The 15,396-nt window shown below is 73.0% G+C and carries 23 protein-coding genes and 1 pseudogene; 14 read left to right on the top strand and 10 right to left on the bottom strand.

Annotation, left to right across the window (positions count from 1 at the left end):
• The 4 genes from ACRYR7_RS18605 to ACRYR7_RS18590 all read left to right on the top strand — a co-directional run.
• Positions 1–646: M15 family metallopeptidase (locus ACRYR7_RS18605; RefSeq protein WP_432573603.1), on the top strand; the 646-nt coding region annotated here is incomplete at its 5' end.
• A 98-nt stretch (positions 647–744) separates the two neighbouring features.
• Positions 745–975, top strand: a complete 231-nt coding sequence (locus tag ACRYR7_RS18600) for a FitA-like ribbon-helix-helix domain-containing protein (RefSeq protein WP_432573602.1) — start codon at positions 745–747, stop codon at positions 973–975.
• Positions 962–1,354 (top strand): type II toxin-antitoxin system VapC family toxin, encoded by a 393-nt coding sequence (locus tag ACRYR7_RS18595; RefSeq protein ID WP_432573601.1) that lies wholly within the window; start codon positions 962–964, stop codon positions 1,352–1,354. The genes ACRYR7_RS18600 and ACRYR7_RS18595 overlap by 14 nt, the downstream gene beginning before the upstream one ends.
• A gap of 165 nt (positions 1,355–1,519) precedes the next feature.
• Positions 1,520–1,978, top strand: coding sequence for a hypothetical protein (locus ACRYR7_RS18590; RefSeq protein WP_432573600.1), 459 nt, complete (start codon positions 1,520–1,522; stop codon positions 1,976–1,978).
• Positions 1,979–2,083: 105 nt separating this feature from the next.
• Here the strand turns inward: ACRYR7_RS18590 and ACRYR7_RS18585 are convergent, their stop codons facing one another.
• Entirely contained in the window at positions 2,084–2,905 is an 822-nt protein-coding gene (locus ACRYR7_RS18585) for a hypothetical protein (protein WP_432573599.1), read from the bottom strand.
• Between ACRYR7_RS18585 and ACRYR7_RS18580 the strand changes: the two genes are divergently transcribed.
• Positions 2,891–3,073, top strand: coding sequence for a hypothetical protein (locus ACRYR7_RS18580; protein ID WP_432573598.1), 183 nt, complete (start codon positions 2,891–2,893; stop codon positions 3,071–3,073). The genes ACRYR7_RS18585 and ACRYR7_RS18580 overlap by 15 nt on opposite strands.
• Before the next feature lie 95 nt (positions 3,074–3,168).
• On the opposite strand, the gene ACRYR7_RS18575 is transcribed toward ACRYR7_RS18580, so the two are convergent.
• Positions 3,169–3,363, bottom strand: coding sequence for a hypothetical protein (locus ACRYR7_RS18575; RefSeq protein WP_432573597.1), 195 nt, complete (start codon positions 3,361–3,363; stop codon positions 3,169–3,171).
• Between the two features lie 61 nt (positions 3,364–3,424).
• Between ACRYR7_RS18575 and ACRYR7_RS18570 the strand changes: the two genes are divergently transcribed.
• The gene (locus ACRYR7_RS18570; RefSeq protein ID WP_432573596.1) at positions 3,425–3,589 is read left to right on the top strand and encodes a hypothetical protein; all 165 of its coding nucleotides are present in this window, start codon (positions 3,425–3,427) and stop codon (positions 3,587–3,589) included.
• A gap of 132 nt (positions 3,590–3,721) precedes the next feature.
• Here ACRYR7_RS18570 and ACRYR7_RS18565 read toward each other — a convergent pair whose 3' ends face one another.
• Positions 3,722–4,027: a hypothetical protein gene (locus ACRYR7_RS18565; protein WP_432573595.1), complete on the bottom strand. Its 306-nt coding sequence runs from the start codon at positions 4,025–4,027 to the stop codon at positions 3,722–3,724.
• 142 nt (positions 4,028–4,169) lie between these two features.
• Here ACRYR7_RS18565 and ACRYR7_RS18560 point away from each other — a divergent pair, with 142 nt between their 5' ends.
• The 3 genes from ACRYR7_RS18560 (at position 4,170) to ACRYR7_RS18550 (ending at position 6,129) form a co-directional block, all read left to right on the top strand.
• Positions 4,170–4,646: an HIT family protein gene (locus tag ACRYR7_RS18560; RefSeq protein WP_432573594.1), complete on the top strand. Its 477-nt coding sequence runs from the start codon at positions 4,170–4,172 to the stop codon at positions 4,644–4,646.
• Positions 4,647–4,882: 236 nt separating this feature from the next.
• On the top strand, positions 4,883–5,410 hold the full coding sequence (locus tag ACRYR7_RS18555; protein ID WP_432573593.1) for a hypothetical protein: 528 nt from the start codon (positions 4,883–4,885) through the stop codon (positions 5,408–5,410).
• A 158-nt stretch (positions 5,411–5,568) separates the two neighbouring features.
• Positions 5,569–6,129, top strand: a complete 561-nt coding sequence (locus tag ACRYR7_RS18550; protein ID WP_432573592.1) for a hypothetical protein — start codon at positions 5,569–5,571, stop codon at positions 6,127–6,129.
• A gap of 180 nt (positions 6,130–6,309) precedes the next feature.
• On the opposite strand, the gene ACRYR7_RS18545 is transcribed toward ACRYR7_RS18550, so the two are convergent.
• The gene (locus tag ACRYR7_RS18545) at positions 6,310–7,959 is read right to left on the bottom strand and encodes a hypothetical protein (protein ID WP_432573591.1); all 1,650 of its coding nucleotides are present in this window, start codon (positions 7,957–7,959) and stop codon (positions 6,310–6,312) included.
• A 149-nt stretch (positions 7,960–8,108) separates the two neighbouring features.
• On the opposite strand from ACRYR7_RS18545, the gene ACRYR7_RS18540 reads away from it, so the two are divergent.
• Positions 8,109–8,864 carry a GNAT family N-acetyltransferase gene (locus ACRYR7_RS18540; protein ID WP_432573590.1) on the top strand — a complete coding sequence of 252 codons (756 nt, stop codon included), beginning with the start codon at positions 8,109–8,111 and terminating at the stop codon, positions 8,862–8,864.
• Positions 8,865–8,960: 96 nt separating this feature from the next.
• Here ACRYR7_RS18540 and ACRYR7_RS18535 read toward each other — a convergent pair whose 3' ends face one another.
• Complete coding sequence (locus ACRYR7_RS18535) at positions 8,961–9,461, bottom strand: GNAT family N-acetyltransferase (RefSeq protein WP_432573589.1); 501 nt, start codon at positions 9,459–9,461, stop codon at positions 8,961–8,963.
• 204 nt (positions 9,462–9,665) lie between these two features.
• Here ACRYR7_RS18535 and ACRYR7_RS18530 point away from each other — a divergent pair, with 204 nt between their 5' ends.
• Positions 9,666–10,100: a hypothetical protein gene (locus ACRYR7_RS18530; protein WP_432573588.1), complete on the top strand. Its 435-nt coding sequence runs from the start codon at positions 9,666–9,668 to the stop codon at positions 10,098–10,100.
• 529 nt (positions 10,101–10,629) lie between these two features.
• Positions 10,630–11,280, top strand: coding sequence for a sigma-70 family RNA polymerase sigma factor (locus tag ACRYR7_RS18525; RefSeq protein WP_432573587.1), 651 nt, complete (start codon positions 10,630–10,632; stop codon positions 11,278–11,280).
• Here ACRYR7_RS18525 and ACRYR7_RS18520 read toward each other — a convergent pair.
• Positions 11,229–11,675, bottom strand: coding sequence for a hypothetical protein (locus ACRYR7_RS18520; protein WP_432573586.1), 447 nt, complete (start codon positions 11,673–11,675; stop codon positions 11,229–11,231). The two genes, ACRYR7_RS18525 and ACRYR7_RS18520, sit on opposite strands and share 52 nt — an antisense overlap.
• Positions 11,676–11,812: 137 nt before the next feature.
• Positions 11,813–12,043, bottom strand: a complete 231-nt coding sequence (locus ACRYR7_RS18515) for a hypothetical protein (RefSeq protein WP_432573585.1) — start codon at positions 12,041–12,043, stop codon at positions 11,813–11,815.
• Between the two features lie 265 nt (positions 12,044–12,308).
• On the opposite strand from ACRYR7_RS18515, the gene ACRYR7_RS18510 reads away from it, so the two are divergent.
• The gene (locus tag ACRYR7_RS18510) at positions 12,309–12,914 is read left to right on the top strand and encodes a hypothetical protein (protein WP_432573584.1); all 606 of its coding nucleotides are present in this window, start codon (positions 12,309–12,311) and stop codon (positions 12,912–12,914) included.
• A gap of 175 nt (positions 12,915–13,089) precedes the next feature.
• Here the strand turns inward: ACRYR7_RS18510 and ACRYR7_RS18505 are convergent, their stop codons facing one another.
• The 3 genes from ACRYR7_RS18505 to ACRYR7_RS18495 form a co-directional block, all read right to left on the bottom strand.
• A complete protein-coding gene (locus ACRYR7_RS18505) occupies positions 13,090–13,341 on the bottom strand; it encodes a hypothetical protein (RefSeq protein WP_432573583.1) in 252 nt (83 codons plus the stop codon).
• Positions 13,342–13,442: 101 nt separating this feature from the next.
• Positions 13,443–14,249: an SRPBCC family protein gene (locus ACRYR7_RS18500; RefSeq protein WP_432573582.1), complete on the bottom strand. Its 807-nt coding sequence runs from the start codon at positions 14,247–14,249 to the stop codon at positions 13,443–13,445.
• Complete coding sequence (locus tag ACRYR7_RS18495; protein WP_432573581.1) at positions 14,246–14,824, bottom strand: ArsR/SmtB family transcription factor; 579 nt, start codon at positions 14,822–14,824, stop codon at positions 14,246–14,248. The genes ACRYR7_RS18500 and ACRYR7_RS18495 overlap by 4 nt, the downstream gene beginning before the upstream one ends.
• A 213-nt stretch (positions 14,825–15,037) precedes the next feature.
• Here ACRYR7_RS18495 and ACRYR7_RS18490 point away from each other — a divergent pair.
• A pseudogene (locus ACRYR7_RS18490) lies at positions 15,038–15,396 on the top strand (hypothetical protein); the annotation flags it as partial.

Below are 15,396 nucleotides of genomic sequence, written 5' to 3'. Positions count from 1 at the left end.
CCCCCCCCCCCCCCCCCCCGCCCCCCCCCCCCGCCCCCCCCCCCCGCCCCCCCCCCCCCCCCCCGAGCCGCCGGCCGCGGCCGAGGCCCGTGCCGCGGCCGAGGCGAGGGCCGCCGCCGAGGCCCGCGAGGCCGCCGCCTCGCGGAGCACCACGACGCGCTCCGCCGCGCGGCCCCCCGCCGCCGTCGAGCAGCCCGGCACCGCCGCCGCGGCCGGCGCGACGGGGACCTGCACGGGCAGCAGCACGGCCGGCTACCCCAACGGCCTCATCCCGCGCAGCGCCCTGTGCCCGCTGTGGGGCGCTCCCGGCCACGTGCTGCGCGCCGACGCGGCCAACGCCTTCAACCGGCTCAGCCAGGCCTACGCGCAGGAGTTCAGCCGGCCGATGTGCGTGACCGACTCGTACCGCACCCTGGCGCAGCAGGTCGACGTCAAGCAGCGCAAGCCCACCCTGGCCGCCACCCCCGGCACCAGCCGGCACGGCCTGGGCATCGCCGTCGACCTGGGGTGCGGGGTGCAGAACTTCGGCTCGCCGCAGTTCACCTGGCTCAAGCGCAACGCCGCCCTGTTCGGCTGGCTGCACCCGGCCTGGGCCGAGCGGGTCAACGGCCCCTTCGAACCCTGGCACTGGGAGTACACCGGGTAGGGCCGTCCGTCCTGCGGACGGTGAAGTCGCGTGGATCTCACGCTCATGACGATGACCACGCGATTGCACATCGGCGCCAGCAGCGCCAGAATGGCGCCATGCCCAGCGTGCAGATCAAGGACGTCCCCGACGAGACGCACACCGTCCTGCGCCGCCGCGCCGCCCTGGCCCACCAGTCCCTGCAGGAGTACCTCCTCGCCAAGCTCATCGAGGACGCCAGCACCCCCTCCCTCGACGAAGTGCTCGACCGCGCCGGCGGACGAGCCGGCGGCAGCCTGTCCTTCCGCGACGCCGTGAAGGCGGTGCACGACGACCGTGATCGTCGTTGACGCCAGCGTCCTGGCCCCCGCCCTGGCCGACGACGGACCCGACGGCGACCGTGCCCGCGACCGCCTGCGCGGAGAGGTCCTCACCGCTCCCGAGGTCATCGACCTCGAGGTGGCCTCGGTCCTGCGCCGCGCCGCGAACGCAGGTCGCCTGCCGGAACGCCGCGCCGACCTGGCGCTGGACGACCTGATCGACCTGCCCCTGCGTCGAGCCGGTCACCGGCCGCTGCTGCACCGCTGTTGGGAACTGCGCCACACCGTCACCAGCTACGACGCCGCCTACGTCGCACTGGCCGAGGTGTTGGGCATCGTCCTGGTCACCGCCGCCGCCCGCCTGTCCCGTGCGCCGGGCATCACCTGCGAGGTGGAGGTCCTGCGCTGATCCCAGCGCCACAGGTACCGCTGAGCAAGACGTCGTCAACGTCTGCACATGCCGAGTTGCGGGCGGTCGAAGACACCGCGACCACCGCCGATGAGCACGGGACGGTCGCTCAACAGCCGGGGATGCTCCCGTCCCGCCGGTACCGCGCTCGGGCATCCTGGACCGGTGGAGGAACACCGGCGCTACCGCCCACGCGGTGCCGCGAGCCCGAACCCCTGCTGGCGCGCTGAGGTCAACACCACACCCCTGGCCAGCCAGCGGGCACCCCGCCCCGGGCCGGCCACCGACGTCGACGACGAGCGGCTGTCCGCACTGCGCCGCCGCGTCGTGGAGCCGGTGGTGACCAGCGTGCTCACGCCCGAGGAGGTGGAGCACCTCAGCGTGCACTGGGGCATCGACGGCGAGGAGGGCGACGTCTGGGTGCGCATCGACGTCCCCGATCAGCGACACGAGGTGCTGCTGCTCTCGCCCTGGTGGGTACCCGACCCGGGCGGCGACGACGGGCCGGTGACCGAGGCTCAGGTCGCGGCCCACTTCGGTGACCAGCTGGAGGGCTGGGTCTGCGAGACGTCCTTCGCCTGGGGTCAGCAGCGCCGGGCCCGCTACGAGCTGCCCGAGGCGTAGGCCGCCGGAAGCGGCCTCCTCATCACCGACGTCACAGTCATGCCCCATCGCGTGCGGAGCCGGTCGTGACTCCTCCGTCGATATCGGCCGAGCTCAGGGGGCTGATCAGACGCTTCCGGCGTCGGCGATGCGCCACGCCTCGGAATCGCCCTCACGCACCAGGACGTACCCCCACGACGTCGGCCCGTCCGGCATGCTCTCGTCCCCGCCGCGCAGGTCGAAGGTCACCGGCACGAACACCGCCTGAGCGTGTCCTTCCGCCGCTGTTCCCGTCGTCGACCGGGCCATCGCGGCGGACACCTCGACGTTCTCGATGCTCGGCGGATCTCCAGCCCAGTCGTCGCGACTGGAGTAGGGCTGCGTGGTCAGCGAGGTCGCCGTGGACTCATCGTGCTCCTGCAACGCGCCCAGGTAGGCGCGCACCACGTCCTCCGGTGAGGTGGCGGCACCCACCGCCGCAGACCCCGGCGAGGTGGTGCTGCCCGGCGATCCGGCGCAGGCCGTGAGTGCGGCAGCGGCGAGCCCGGCGGCGACCAGCAGGAGCGACGTCTTCACCGTCCCGGTGTAGCAGGCGACCCCCCACGGTCGGGGGCACTCGGGGGCAACTGCACCACGCGTCCACACGATCGCCGAAGGTGCGGTGTCACGGTCATCCCTCCCACCGTGGTCGATCGCAAGCGGCAGCGCGGCCCTGATCGGTGCACCGCCCGCTCGCCGACCAGCTACCTTCAGCCCGTGGACATCGACGTCGAGGTCGGCGACTGGGAACACTAGTGCTGTGGTGCAGCCATCGAGCGCAACGACGTCGTCAACCTCGACTGCATCCGCTGGACGGGCCCCGACGGCCGTGAGCACCTGGTCGAGACCCACCACGACCTCGAGGTGCAACCGCGTCAGCAGATCCGTGGCCGGGTGCTCGACATCCACCTCATGGAGGAGGGCAAGCCCACCCGGGCGCTGTTGCGCATACCCAGTGGACAAGCCCTCACCGGCTGGGACGACGATGACGACGGCCACCTGGAGGACCCGTGGACCGGTGAGGTCATCACCTCCACAAGCCGCACTTTTCTCATCACCGTCCAGACCACCCCGTAACGTGCGTTGCAGGCCCATCGGGTCGAGACCGACTTCACGATCGTGCCGCGATGTGAATGGTGCCCGCGCTCATCGGTAGCACCTCACAACCGTGGTCAGGGCGCCGGCGGCGTCGATGTCGGACATCCGCTCCCGTAGGCGTGCAGCGGGTCATCGGCGGCAGGACCGTCCATCCACGGCACCCCGTCGACCAAGACCTCCGCGTCCCCGGAGGGCAAAGGGATGCTCAGCTGCATCGGCACCATGATGTACGTCGTCTCGGTCACGGCACCCCGGTCCTGGACGTCCACGCGCACCGTGGAACCAGGGGGGTGCTCCGGGGACTCACCGACACACATGACCATCTGCGCGGTGCTCTCTGGTGACGAGCTGGGCGTCGACGACGACGTCGGGCTCACCGCGGTGGTCGCCTCGGGGTCCGATGAGGAGGAACCGGAGCAGGCGGCCAAGCCCAGCATCAGCAGGCAGCCCAGCATCGTGGGCTGGCCGCTGAGCCGCATGGTGATCATCGCTTGAGTCAAGCACCCCGGAGCGTTGATGTCCGCGCATCGGCCAGGTAGCTGGCCCTGCGGGCGACGTCACGGTCGTCCCGCGTTGTGCGTGCCCCTGCCGACGTCGCTTCTCGATGCACCCGGCCCCACCACCGGGTCACAGCACGGCGATGTCTAGGACGACCAGGGCCACCATCACCAGGAGGAGCACCACGCTCAGCACCCGCACCACACGACTCCGCTCACCCCAAGGCAGCATCAGCTCCGCCCCCACCACGAGGAGCACGCAGCTCGACACCACCTCACCCGGGCTGCTCGTCTTCACGAGCAACACGACCGCGAGGAACACGAGCACGAGGCCGACGCAGGTCCTGAAGCCGAAGCGCTCCTGCTTGGCAGGGGACGCCTTCTGGTCATGCTCAGTGCTCATCCCCAGATGCTTGCAGACCTCGACGGCGGTCACCACGACCTCCCGGTCATCCCGCGTTGTGCGTGATAGTCAGCCGCCGGTGACGTCGTGGTGTTGCCGAAGAGCGGCTGATCAGGGCAACCGAGCGCTCATCAATCGGGTAGCGCCCGGCCCGACGCGCTGAAAGCGTCGCCCCGTGACGCAGAGCGCGACCGCGGCGGCCCAGGAGTGCATCTTCTGCGCCATCGCCGATCACGAGGCCGAGGCCAGCAGGGTGTACGAGGACGAGAGCGTGATGGCCTTCATGGACCGCTACCCCGTCACCCCCGGGCACCTCCTGGTCGTGCCGCGCCACCACGCGGTGGGACTGGAAGACCTGGACAAGATCACGGGTGGTCACGTCTGGGCGGTGGCTCACGACCTGGCCCGAGCCTTGCGCCGCTCGACGTTGCGCCCCGAGGGGATCAACCTCTTCCTGAACGACGGCGAGGCCGCCTTCCAGACGGTCTTCCACGTCCACCTGCACGTCCTGCCCCGCTACAGCGGAGACGGCTGGCCCGTCGAGAGCCTGCCCGCGACGCTGGAGCGGGACAGGCCGCGCCTGGACAGCGACGCAGGCGAGATCAGAGCGGTCCTTGCTCACCGCACGGGCGGGCACCCGTACGGTGCCTGAGGTCGTTGAGGTGTTCACGATCATCCCGAGCTCAGCGCACGACCATGGTCGGCTGCGATGCCCGCTCCTGGCGCGAGCCGGGTGCGATCGTGCTCGGCCAGCGACGTCGCGCACTTCTCACCAGCACGCGTCGCGCGAGACCGGCCCGCGCTCCTTCGGGGGAAGTGCCCACACCTGCGTGCCGGCACGGGCAGACTGCCTGCCACCCCGTGAACGAGGCAGACGAGGAGCACCACGTGCGACGCGCATGCACCACCACCGCGACCGCGGCGCTGATCGCGCTGGCCCTCGCCGGCTGCGGGGGCGCCGTCGATGACGCCGAGGAGCAGTTGAGCGAGCACTTCCTCGACCCGCTGACGCAGGCGGGCATCACCCAGGTCGTGCAGAGCACCTGCCGCTTCGGCACGGACGTCGATGCCGTGTGGCACCTGCAGGCCGCCATCCGGTTGCAGGCGCCCAAGCAGCAGGTGGCCGACGTCCTGGCCGGCTCCGACGTCTTCGTCGAGCCCGAGCGCGAGCCGCGCCCGGTGTGGCAGGAGGGCACCCAACCCGGCGCAGGCGGGGGCGGGGGCTTGAGCTGGCCGGGTGAAGGCCGGTACGGCTGGCACGGCAACATCAGCACCGCGGGCGAGGACACGCTGCTGCGCGTGGTGTTCAACAACGCTGAGCACGACGGCCTGGGCGCCAGCATCGGGTGGGCGGAACTGTGCCCCGAGACCACGCCGGGCGAGGGCGCGGGAACACCCCCGGCACCGTCAGGTTGAGCGGTCCTCAGCGCCTGTGCCCACCCGGCTCGGTGCTGCCCGCACTCGCTCGCTCGTGGCGCGAGCCACGACGTCGACGACCTCGCGGTCTTGCCGAGGAGCGAGTGACCACCAGCAGCGCTGAGCCGGCCTCTCCATCACCTTCCTGGACTGCCGGTGTGGACGATGAGGAGCTCTTCACCGAGCTGACACGGCGCCTGCGCGAGCACGTCGACCCCGACGTGCAGTACCTCGACGGTGCCTTCGTGCTGCACCGCTGGGGCTTCGCCACCGACCCCTCACCGGCCGGCACCGCCCTGGACCCGCCCCTGCAGTTCCACATCACCGCTCAGCATCTGGGCACCCTCTGCCGCGACATGGCCGCCGACGCCGTCAGCGCCTTCGGCGGGCAGTCAGCGCAGGCAGCGCTCAACCTGCTCTTGACCCACCTGGACGAGACCCTCGAGGTGGGCTTCGACCGCGACCCGAGCCGCCGTCACGTGCTGACCGAGCCCTACCTCGCCTTCGTCTCCGACCCCTCCACCCCTGACCAGCCGTTGCCGGCGCTCGAGCCGATGGCCCAGACGAACGGGGACGGGAACGCCTACGCCTTCGCGCCACTGTCTGGAGCCGTTCACCGCGGCACCGTCGACGGGACGGGAGCAGACACGTCCTCGACTCGGCAAGAGGGCAACCCAGCAGGCGCTGCGCCCGGTACCGTTCGGCGTCGACCACGCTGACCGTCCCGTCCCGCCACGAGCTGCGCCCGGCCCAGCACCCTGCTGAGCCAGTCGCCCCCGGAGCTGCACGGCTGCGCCGTCGTGCCGCGATCCTGAGGGAACGTCGCGGTCATCCCGCAATCCGTGCGACCGCGGAAGTGCCACGGGTAGGCGGACACCTCCTGCACCGATCGATGCCGCTCAACGCCCCCGGCGCAGGTCGTCCAAGATCGCCTGCACGTACCCCGCGCGGTCGGTGTCGGAGACGGCGAACACGAGGGCGTGCAAGACGGTGAGAGCCGCCTCCAGCAGCGAGGACCAAGCCCGGAACGCCGACCAGCGCGCCAGGACCTCCAGCGCCAGGACACCCCGGTCGTGCCTTTCCCCCTCGACCAGCACCCAGCGAGGCTCACGCCCCGCTTCACCGGCTAGCGCCTGCTCCCAGGAACGGGAGGAGAAGGGCTCGGGCAGGCCCTGGCCTCGCTCGACGGCCTCGAACGACGCCTGCACCCAGGGGAGGCCATCCACCCCGGCACCGGCGCAGAGCTCCCGCGCGCGTTCCAGCAGCACGACGGGGAAAGGGTAGAGCTGTGCTCCCTGCACGACCTGGACCACGTCGGCGTCGAGGCCAAGCAAGGCCTGCACCTGATCGACGAAGCCCCGCTCGCGCGGTCCGAGCGGTGGCGGCGGTGCGAACCGCTCCGGTGGGGGAGCGTCCCACGCCTCGTCGCTCACGATGACGTCGACCGTGTGCAGCGCGTGCGCTGCGCCCAGTTCGTCGGCTTCGTGCCCCAGGTAGGGGTCGGGGTCGGGATCGGCGTAGCCGCAGGCGTCCTGAGGCCGCCGGTCGGAGGGGTCCTGGCCCTCCGCCTCCAGCAGCAGGCGGCGCAGTTCGGCGCGGGCGAGATCCTTCACCTGCGCCGCCCGGTCCTCACCCACGTTCCACAGCAGGTGCGACACGTTGCCGGCCGCTGCACCGAAGGCGTCGTGGCCGACGGCTTGGAGGACGAGGAACAGCGCCTGCCCACCCGATCCGCCGTCGCCGGTCGCGGGGCACCGCGGGTCGGCGCTCAAGCGGTCGTAGACGACGTCGGGGCGGAACCACCGCGGCAGCGGCTGGTCGGTGTGCAGGGCCCGCAGGGTTTCCCGCATCCAGTCCAGCCCCTCGATGCCGGCCTCACGGCAGGCGACGTCGACGCTCCAGTACGCCAGCGACCGTTGCACCGCCGCAGGTGCTGCATCGAGGGCGTCGGTGAGAGCGCGGTCGGTGCGGGCGAGGTCCTCGGCGTACAGCCGCACCCGCGCAGAGGGCACGTCACCGTTCCAAGCGCTCTGCAGGTCCTCCTGGACGGCGGCCGGGTCCAGCTGCCGGTGCGCCCAGCGGGCGTGGTCGCTGCCGACGCGCACCACCACGTCCGGGGCGGGCGCAGCCGGCCACAGGATCAGCTCGCAGCGCTCCAGCTCACCGTCGTCCGTCGAGGTGCCTTCGGGGCGGTAGCGCGCGAGGCAGTAGCGGGCGCGGTAGTCGCGCACCGGCAACCGGACCTCGCCCGCGGTGTCAGCGGTGCAGCCGACGATGAACAGCTCCGGCGCCGTCGGGCGGTAGGACGCCTCGACGACGTCTGGCCACTCCTCAGCCGGGGGAGGCTCGGTCTCGGTCAGGACAACACGCAGGGCGATCGTGCCGGTGTGCGTTCCCGTCATCATCGTCAACGCTCCCGGCGAGCCGGCGCCCAGCAGGGCGTTGCTCTGTCCTCGGAACGCCTCGGTGTGGTCCGTCTCGACGTCGAGGCCGGTCAGGTACATCTGCGAGTAGCTCAGCCACACCTCACCGTCGAACAGCACGCTCATCCGTGCCACCCTGCCACGCCCTCCACCTCACCGGTAGGACCCTCCACTGCAGCCACTCGGATGGGCTCCAGAACCACAGGAGGCGACCGCGGACGACGCACGGTCATCCCGCCGTCCGCCCTGCCCGGTAACCGGTGGACGATGGACCCGTGGACGACGACCTCCCGGTGCTGACGCCTCACGTGGACGCCGTTCGCCGGGCCTGGGAGCACCTGGCCGGCTCGTCCTCGCAGTTCTCCGCCGCCTCCAACCCCCGCGTCGTCGTGGCCCCTGACTCCCGCCTCTGCCCACCCGGCTGGTGCGGCTTGGTCGTCATCTGCGGTGCCACCATCGCCACCGCACCCGACACCGCCCAGGCTGACGTGCTGCGGCGCGGCTTGGAGGACCTGCTGGCCACCGGTTCCACCGGCCCCACCCCGCAGTCGTCCTCGACGTTGGCCCACCGGCTCCCCGTCACCGACGTGCTCGGGCCCACCGACCTGGCCTACCTCCTGACCGACCTTTCCGACAGCAGCCTGGCCGCAGCCAGCAGCGCCCGTCCCCTCGACGTCGCCAGCCCACTGATCCAGGAGCTGCTCGCCGCCTGCTCACCCGAGGACGCCGCTGAGGCCGCCATCGACACCCTGACCTCACCCGCCTTCGTCCTCGTGCGCGGCGGCGCGGCCCTGGCCGTGGCCGGCTACGAACGCTGGCCCGGCTCCCTCGCCCACCTGTGCGTGATCACCCACCCCATGGCACGCGGCGCCGGCCTGGCCCGCGTGGTGGCCGCCGCAGCTACCGACCACGCCCTACGTGCCGGCCTGCTGCCGCAGTGGCGAGCCCGCCCGACCGCCTCACGACGCCTCGCGCGCGCCTTGGGCTACCAGTCGCTCGGGCACCAGCTGAGCGTGCGGCTGGCGCTGTAGAACAGCTCAGGAGACTTTCCGGTCATCCCGCGTCGCGGGGTCATCCCGCGTCGCGGGTCGTTCGCTCAGTCGACCGCGGCGAACAGCAGGCTGTCCTCACGGCGGCCTCGGATGAGCACGTGCGAGCGCAGCCACCCCTTCCCGCCGCATCCCGATCCTGGTCAGCACCCGCTGCGAGGCCACGTTGCCCGGGCGGCACGTCGCCTCCACCCGTGCCAGTCCCAGCTCCTCGCGCGCGAAGCCCAGCACCGCCGCGGCGGCCTCGGTGGCGTAGCCCCGGCCCCAGTGCGCCCGGGCCAGGACGTAGCCCATCACCCCGCGCCGGTGCTCGTGGCTGGTGACCGTCGCCGAGCACGCCCCGATCACGTCCCCGGCTTCAGCGCCCGCGATCGTCACCGCCCACGTCATCGAGTCGGGCTGTTCGGCCGCGGAGGCGGCGAGCACCTCGTCGATGAAGGCCTGCGACTGGGCCGGGGTGTTCGGTCCCCAGTCGGTGTAGCGGCACACCTCCGGGTCGCCGGCGTAGGCGTGCACCGCCTCGACGTCGCCGGGGGTGAAGGCCCTCAGCAGCAGCCGCTCCGTCGTCAGTTCCAGCATCCGCTGACCGTAGGGGGGCGTCGGGACCGAACGCACGGTCATCCCGCTGGCCAGGACGTTGACCACCCCACCGCCTCGTCGAGAAGCGGATGCCTGATCTGCTCGTCGAGCCGAGCTGCAGCACCGGCACGAGATGCCGGGTTGCGGGCCACCGAGCGCACCGACAGGCCGTCCGACGCAGCCGGCTCTCACTACGTTGTCCCCATGTCGAACAGGACCCCCGACGGCTGGTGGCTGCTGGCACCGCTCGCGCTGATCGCCCTCACGTCCTGCTCCAGCGGAGCGGACGAGGACCCGGGCCCCACGCCTGACGCCCTCACGCAGATCACGGACATCGCCTACGACGCAGCTGCTGCGGCCGGCGACGACCCTCGCGGTGCAGGTGCCGGTGATGGACGCCGGACGTCCAGCGTGAGCCTGGGCGGTTTCACCGCAGGTGCCACCTACGGCGCCTGCACCGCGTGCACCGGAGGAACCAGCATCGGCATGGACCTGGCCGGTACCGCCGTCACCCTCGACTGCGACGGCCAGGCGCACCGCGTCGATGCTCTGGTGCTGCCGAACGACACCGCGACGTTCGAGGTCACCCGGCCCAGCGAGGTGCCCTCGCAGTGGGCTGTAGCGATCACGATGAGGTGATGCGCCACCGACCGCGCTCGAGCCGTCAGCAGGCAGCGGACCGCGTGGACCCCCGCCAGGGTCAGGCGTCCACGCTGCGGCGCGGTCGCGCCGGCAGTTCACGGCCTCGGCCTCCCGCTCACGGCGCATCGTGCGCGGTCACGGGCTGCTGACGACGCCCCGGCACGACGGCAAGCGCGTGGTCCACCGCCTCGATCGACGCCCCCTGGCCCACCCACCACGGACCGGCCCGGACGAAGCCCCTCCACGCTCCCGCGTGATCACATGCGGTCGAGGTCCGATCGCTGCAAGGAGCCGACGATGCCCCGCCCTCACGCCGCCGCGCTGACCCCAGCCGTCGTCCTGCTGCTGGCCGCCACTGCGTGCACCGCGGCGACCCCAGACGGCGCACCGCCACTGACCTCAACGCCCTCGACTCCGTGAGCACTGCGGCGGCCCCAGCCCCCTCTGGTCATCCCGCTGTCCGCGCGGCTGGCGACTGCACGGTCATCCCGCTGGCCAGGACGTCGTTGACGTCGCGGTCTCGCCCATGGCCGCCGGTCACGCGACGGCGCGGCTGCCTGCCGAACACCGCCCGACGGACCCAGAAGGCAGGGGCCGACGGACCTCCCCAGCTGAACGCTCCGGAGGCGAGGAGGGAGCAGGTGCGGAGGACCTCCTGCAGGACACCCTGGAGCGCACCTACCTGCACTGGCGCCGGGTGAGCGAGCCCTCCGCCTACGCCCGCACCGTCGTGGCCCGCGCGGTCACCGACCGCTGGCGCCGCCTGGGCCGGCGCCCCCGGGAAGTACCCCTCGACGCGCTCTGGCCCGACCGTGCCAGCCAGCAGCCCGGCCACCTCAGCGCCCGCGCCGAGCTCGCCGGCACCGGTGGGCCAGATGCCCCGACCCGCTACGCCGAGCAGGACGAGGCCGTCACCGCGCTGCGCCGGCTCTCCCCGCGTCAACGCGCGGTGCTGGTGCTGCGCTACCACGAGGACTGGAGCGAAGCGCAGATCGCCGATGCGCTGAACTGCTCCACCGGCACCGTGAAGACCCAAGCCTCCCGTGGCGCGAGCCGCGCTGCGCACGGTCGTGGCGCGTTCGGTGTGCGGTCACGAACGGGAGAGCCTCACCACTGCTACGACGATCACCAGGTCACGGCCGACGTGGTGGCCCGCACGACCACCGCCCCGCGCTGACCAGGGATCGTCTGGAACCGCCCGACGAGCCTCCCGTCGGGTGCCGTCGCCACCACGACGTGCAGGCTGCCCATCTGCTGCTCATCGACCTCGGCGACGGTCACCTCAGCCACCCCGCCCGCCGCGCCCACCCGCTCCCGCAGCACCACCACCTGGTCCTCAGGGATGCGGTAGTCCGAGCTGACCCGCTGGCACACCCCCCGCTCGTCGTCGTCCTGCAGCGCCGCCAGCACGCCGGTCACCGCCTCCTCGGGATCGCCTGCCCCGGCCCCGCAAGGACGGGTGACGCGCCAGAAGACCGACGCGCTCACCACGACCAGCAGCACCAGCGCGCCGGCCAGGACGAGCGTTGTGAGCGAGCGGGACGGCCGGACGTCCTCGAGCGGTTGTGCCACCCACCCACCGTGCCGCACCGACGGGCGCCGCGAGACGGCTTCACCTCACCTGCACACCCGGGGCGGAGGTCGACGACCTCACGGTCATCCCGCTGGGCGCGCGGTCGTGCCGAGAGCCGGATCGGAGTCGGTGCCCCTCAGCCGAGCGGGGCGAAGCTCTGCGGGGACGCCTGCACCGTGGCCCGGACAGCGGCTCCGAGGGCGTCGGTGTCCAGCAGGCACGAAGCGTTGATGCGCTCCTCCGGGACGTCACCGCGCGCATCGTCGGCCGCGGCGCTGAAGCCCTCGTCCCCGCGGTGCGTCCTGATGGCCGGCGCGTCCCACTCGCAGGCCCGGTTCCACAGGGCGTCGAACTCCTCGTCGGTCACGGACACGACGGTACCGAGACGCCCGTGCTCGGGGAGGTGCTCCTCGCGCAGAGACGGACGAGGGCGCCCGTCAGGACGGTCCTGCCCCGGACACCCGGTCGTCCCGCCGTCCGTGCGGTGAAGCCGCACCTGGTGGGCGAGCACGGTGAGGCGTGGTGCCGCACCCCGACCCGACCCGCACGGCAGACAGCTGCCCACCACCGCCGAGCCGGACCCCGAACGGCCAGGCACCCCGGCCGGAGCGCAGGTGCGCAAGAGTCGCCCCGTGAACCTGACCGCGTGCCGTGAGCACTCCCCAGCAGAGTGGATCGCCACCCCCGAGCGCCCCTGGCACCGCCTGGTCGGCCTCGGACCCGGCGGCTACCCCGCCTACGCCCGCCTGCGCTTCATCCCCGACCCCACCGGCCCCGACCAGGCCGAAGCCGACGTCGACAGCGAGAACACCGCCGCCCTCGAGACCGCACGCCTGCGCACCACCGCCGCGGTCCTGGCCGCCCACACCGGCACACCCCGGCGGTGCTACTTCGCGATCTGGGACGGCTGGGGCTACCTGCCCACCGCCCACGACGTCCCCCTCTGGTCCCCGATCGCCGAACGCAGCTACTTCCTCTTCACCGGCGACCTGCACGAGCTGGGCGAACCCGCGGCGTGGGAGGCCGCCCTGCGCCCCCTCCACCACCCCGCGAGCTCCGGCCGCCCCGACCCGGCGTTCGTCTGGCCCGCTGACCGGGCGTGGTGCCTCACCCGAGACGTCGATCCCCACTACGCCACCATCGCCGCCTCCACCGCAGCGGTCGACGACCTGCTGCACGTCCCCGACCTCGACATCGTCCGCGCCGACCCCGATGAAGACCCGCCCCACTACCTCTGAGCGAGCGAGCGAGCGCCGACGACGCTCGTGCATGCGCTCAGCGACGTACGCTCGTGGCGCTGGCCAGGACGTCGACGACCTCGCGGCCTTGTCGAGGTCCGCAGGATCACTTGGCTCAGCGCTGGAGGAGGTGCGGAGGCGTGCGCCGGAGCCCACGGATCGACCCCGGCAGCCGTCAGCGGCCGCCTCCCGCTGCTGGGTCGAGCAGGCGTCGTCGACGGCTGACGGCTCGGCGTTGACGGCGGACCGTGCTCATCAGCCACAGCGTGACGAGCACCAGCAGCAGGACCCGATGGGGCAGCCCTGACCGGTCGTCCTCCACGGCGGAGACGATCAGCAGCAGCACCGCTGCGGCGACGACGACCGACTGGGTCACGACGAGGAACACGTGAAAGCGTCTCGACGACGGCGAGCCGGCAGGAGCCACCGCGACAGTGTTCCAGGAGGTGACAGACGGTTCCACCACCGGGTGGGGGACGCCGCGCGGGTGGTGGTCGGGGCGGGTCCCGGGCCCGGTGGCCGCGGGGGTCAGGCCGGGGCCGGCAGCGCCTGCAGCCAGGCCCGCCAGGCCGGTTCCTCGCGCTGCACGTAGTCCGCCGCGTCGGCGGAGAACAGGTACGCCCGCACGCCCGCCGTCGCCTCGCCCTCGCCCAGCTCGTGGGTGAAGGCGCTGAGCACCCCGGGCACCGGCGCGGTGAGCCGGACCAGCGCCTGCCGCCGGCCGACGCGCTCCACCGTGCCGGTGGCGCCGCGCACCTGCACGGTCGTGCCCTCCGCGCCCAGCCCGAGCGCGTCGTGCAGGACCGTCCACAGCGCCTGCGCGTCGCCCGGGTGCGCGGCGCTGACCTCCAGCGGCGTGGCCCGCTGGCCGGGGAAGTGCGACAGGTACAGGCGCAGGTTGTCGAAGAACGGCCTCCAGCTCGAGCCCATGTCCTCCCAGAACTCCGACTCCCAGGCGGCGCCGGTGCCGAAGCCGCTGCTGGTGACCCGCACGACGCAGGTGCCGCCCGAGCGCGCCTCGACGAGGAACTCCGACGTCAGCGGGCTCAGCGCGTCGGGGTCCTGCCCCATCAGCGCCGCCCAGTCCTCCTCGTAGACCAGGCGCCGCGGCGGGTCCCAGCCGGTGACCCGCCCGTCCGAGCCCATCTGCGGGCCCATGGTGAAGTGCAGGGACCCGCCCTCGCGCTCCTCCATCTCGGTCGGCAGGAACCAGGCGCTCATGCCCTCGGCGGTGGCGATGGCCCGCCAGACCTGCTCGGCGGTGCCCGGGACCTCGACGCTGAACTCGAGGCGGTACGGGACGTGCGGTGTCGCGACGTTCGGTGTCGTGCTCACGGTTCCTCCTCGACGAGCGGGTGGGCGGCGACGACGAGCCGGTGCGGGCGCCCGTCGTCGTGGTGGTAGCGAGCGGCCAGGTCGAGCACGGCGGCGGTCAGGTCGTCGGCGAAGGCGGCCCGGTCGGCGGCCGAGCGGAAACCGATCCTGGTGTCGATGCTCAGGGTCGGCAGGCGCCTGCCGGACGCGTCGGCCCGGCGCGCCAGGGCGCCGACCTCGCGCACCAGCCGACCGGCCAGGGCGACGAGGTAGCCCGCCGAGAGGCGGTCGGCGTTGGCGTCCGGGTCCGCGGCGGACGCGCTCAGGGCCGCGGGGGAGACGACGTAGGAGGCCGCCGAGGCCTGCAGCACCCGCTCGGTGATGCCCCCGTGCCGGCGCTCCTCGGACAACCGCACCAGGCCGTGCGCCTCGAGCGCCTTGAGGTGGTAGTTGACCTTCTGGCGCGCGATGCCGACCCGGGCGGCGAGCCCGGCGGCGGAGGCCGGGACGGCCAGTTCGCCGAGCAGCCGGGCCCGGACCGGGTCCAGCGCGGCGGCGGCCGCCTGCGCGTCCTCGATGACCTCGACGTCCTGCACGTCTCCACGGTGCTCCTGACAAGAAATGTTGTCAAGGGTTCGCGCGGAACCCCGCGGTGAGCACCCGCAGGGTCGCGCGGGGGCACCGGCCGGGCGTGGGGGAGCGCCGTGCGCGGCGGGTTTCCCCGCCCGCTTGCACGCCGTGATCGTCAGGTCTTCACTGAAGGGGGTCGAAACCCGTCGCCGCGCCGTGCACGAGAACCGGAGTCCCCCATGGCCAGATCCGAGCACGCCGTCTCCTTGAACACCCCGGCCGCGCTGGCCGTCGGTTCCAGCCCGCTGGAACTCCCCGTGCGCCGGGCAGGTCGCCGCTACGGCGTGCTGACCGTCAGCGCCCGGGGCGTGCAGTGGAACCCCTCCACCAGCCGCCCGCCCGTCGAGGTCAGCTGGGAGGACCTGCCCGGCGCCCTCGCCTCCGCGGCGTCCTCGGCGGCGTCCCCCGCGGACGCGGGCAGCGCCGGGGGGGGGGGGGGGGGGGGGGGGGGGGGGGGGGGGGGGGGGGGGGGGGGGGGGGGGGGGGGGGGGGGGGGGGGGGGGGGGGGGGGGGGGGGGGGCGGGGGGGGGGGGGGCGG

Source organism: Kineococcus gurbantunggutensis (assembly GCF_050871925.1).
GTDB lineage: Bacteria > Actinomycetota > Actinomycetes > Actinomycetales > Kineococcaceae > Kineococcus.
This window is presented reverse-complemented; position numbering and strand designations above follow the sequence as displayed.

Coding starts and splice junctions, on each gene's coding strand:
- ACRYR7_RS18600 (WP_432573602.1), top strand. CDS start 745: ATGCCCAGCGTGCAGATCAAGGACGTCCCCGACGAGACGCACACCGTC.
- ACRYR7_RS18545 (WP_432573591.1), bottom strand. CDS start 7,959: ATGAGCGTGCTGTTCGACGGTGAGGTGTGGCTGAGCTACTCGCAGATG.
- ACRYR7_RS18535 (WP_432573589.1), bottom strand. CDS start 9,461: ATGCTGGAACTGACGACGGAGCGGCTGCTGCTGAGGGCCTTCACCCCC.
- ACRYR7_RS18530 (WP_432573588.1), top strand. CDS start 9,666: ATGTCGAACAGGACCCCCGACGGCTGGTGGCTGCTGGCACCGCTCGCG.
- ACRYR7_RS18525 (WP_432573587.1), top strand. CDS start 10,630: ATGGCCGCCGGTCACGCGACGGCGCGGCTGCCTGCCGAACACCGCCCG.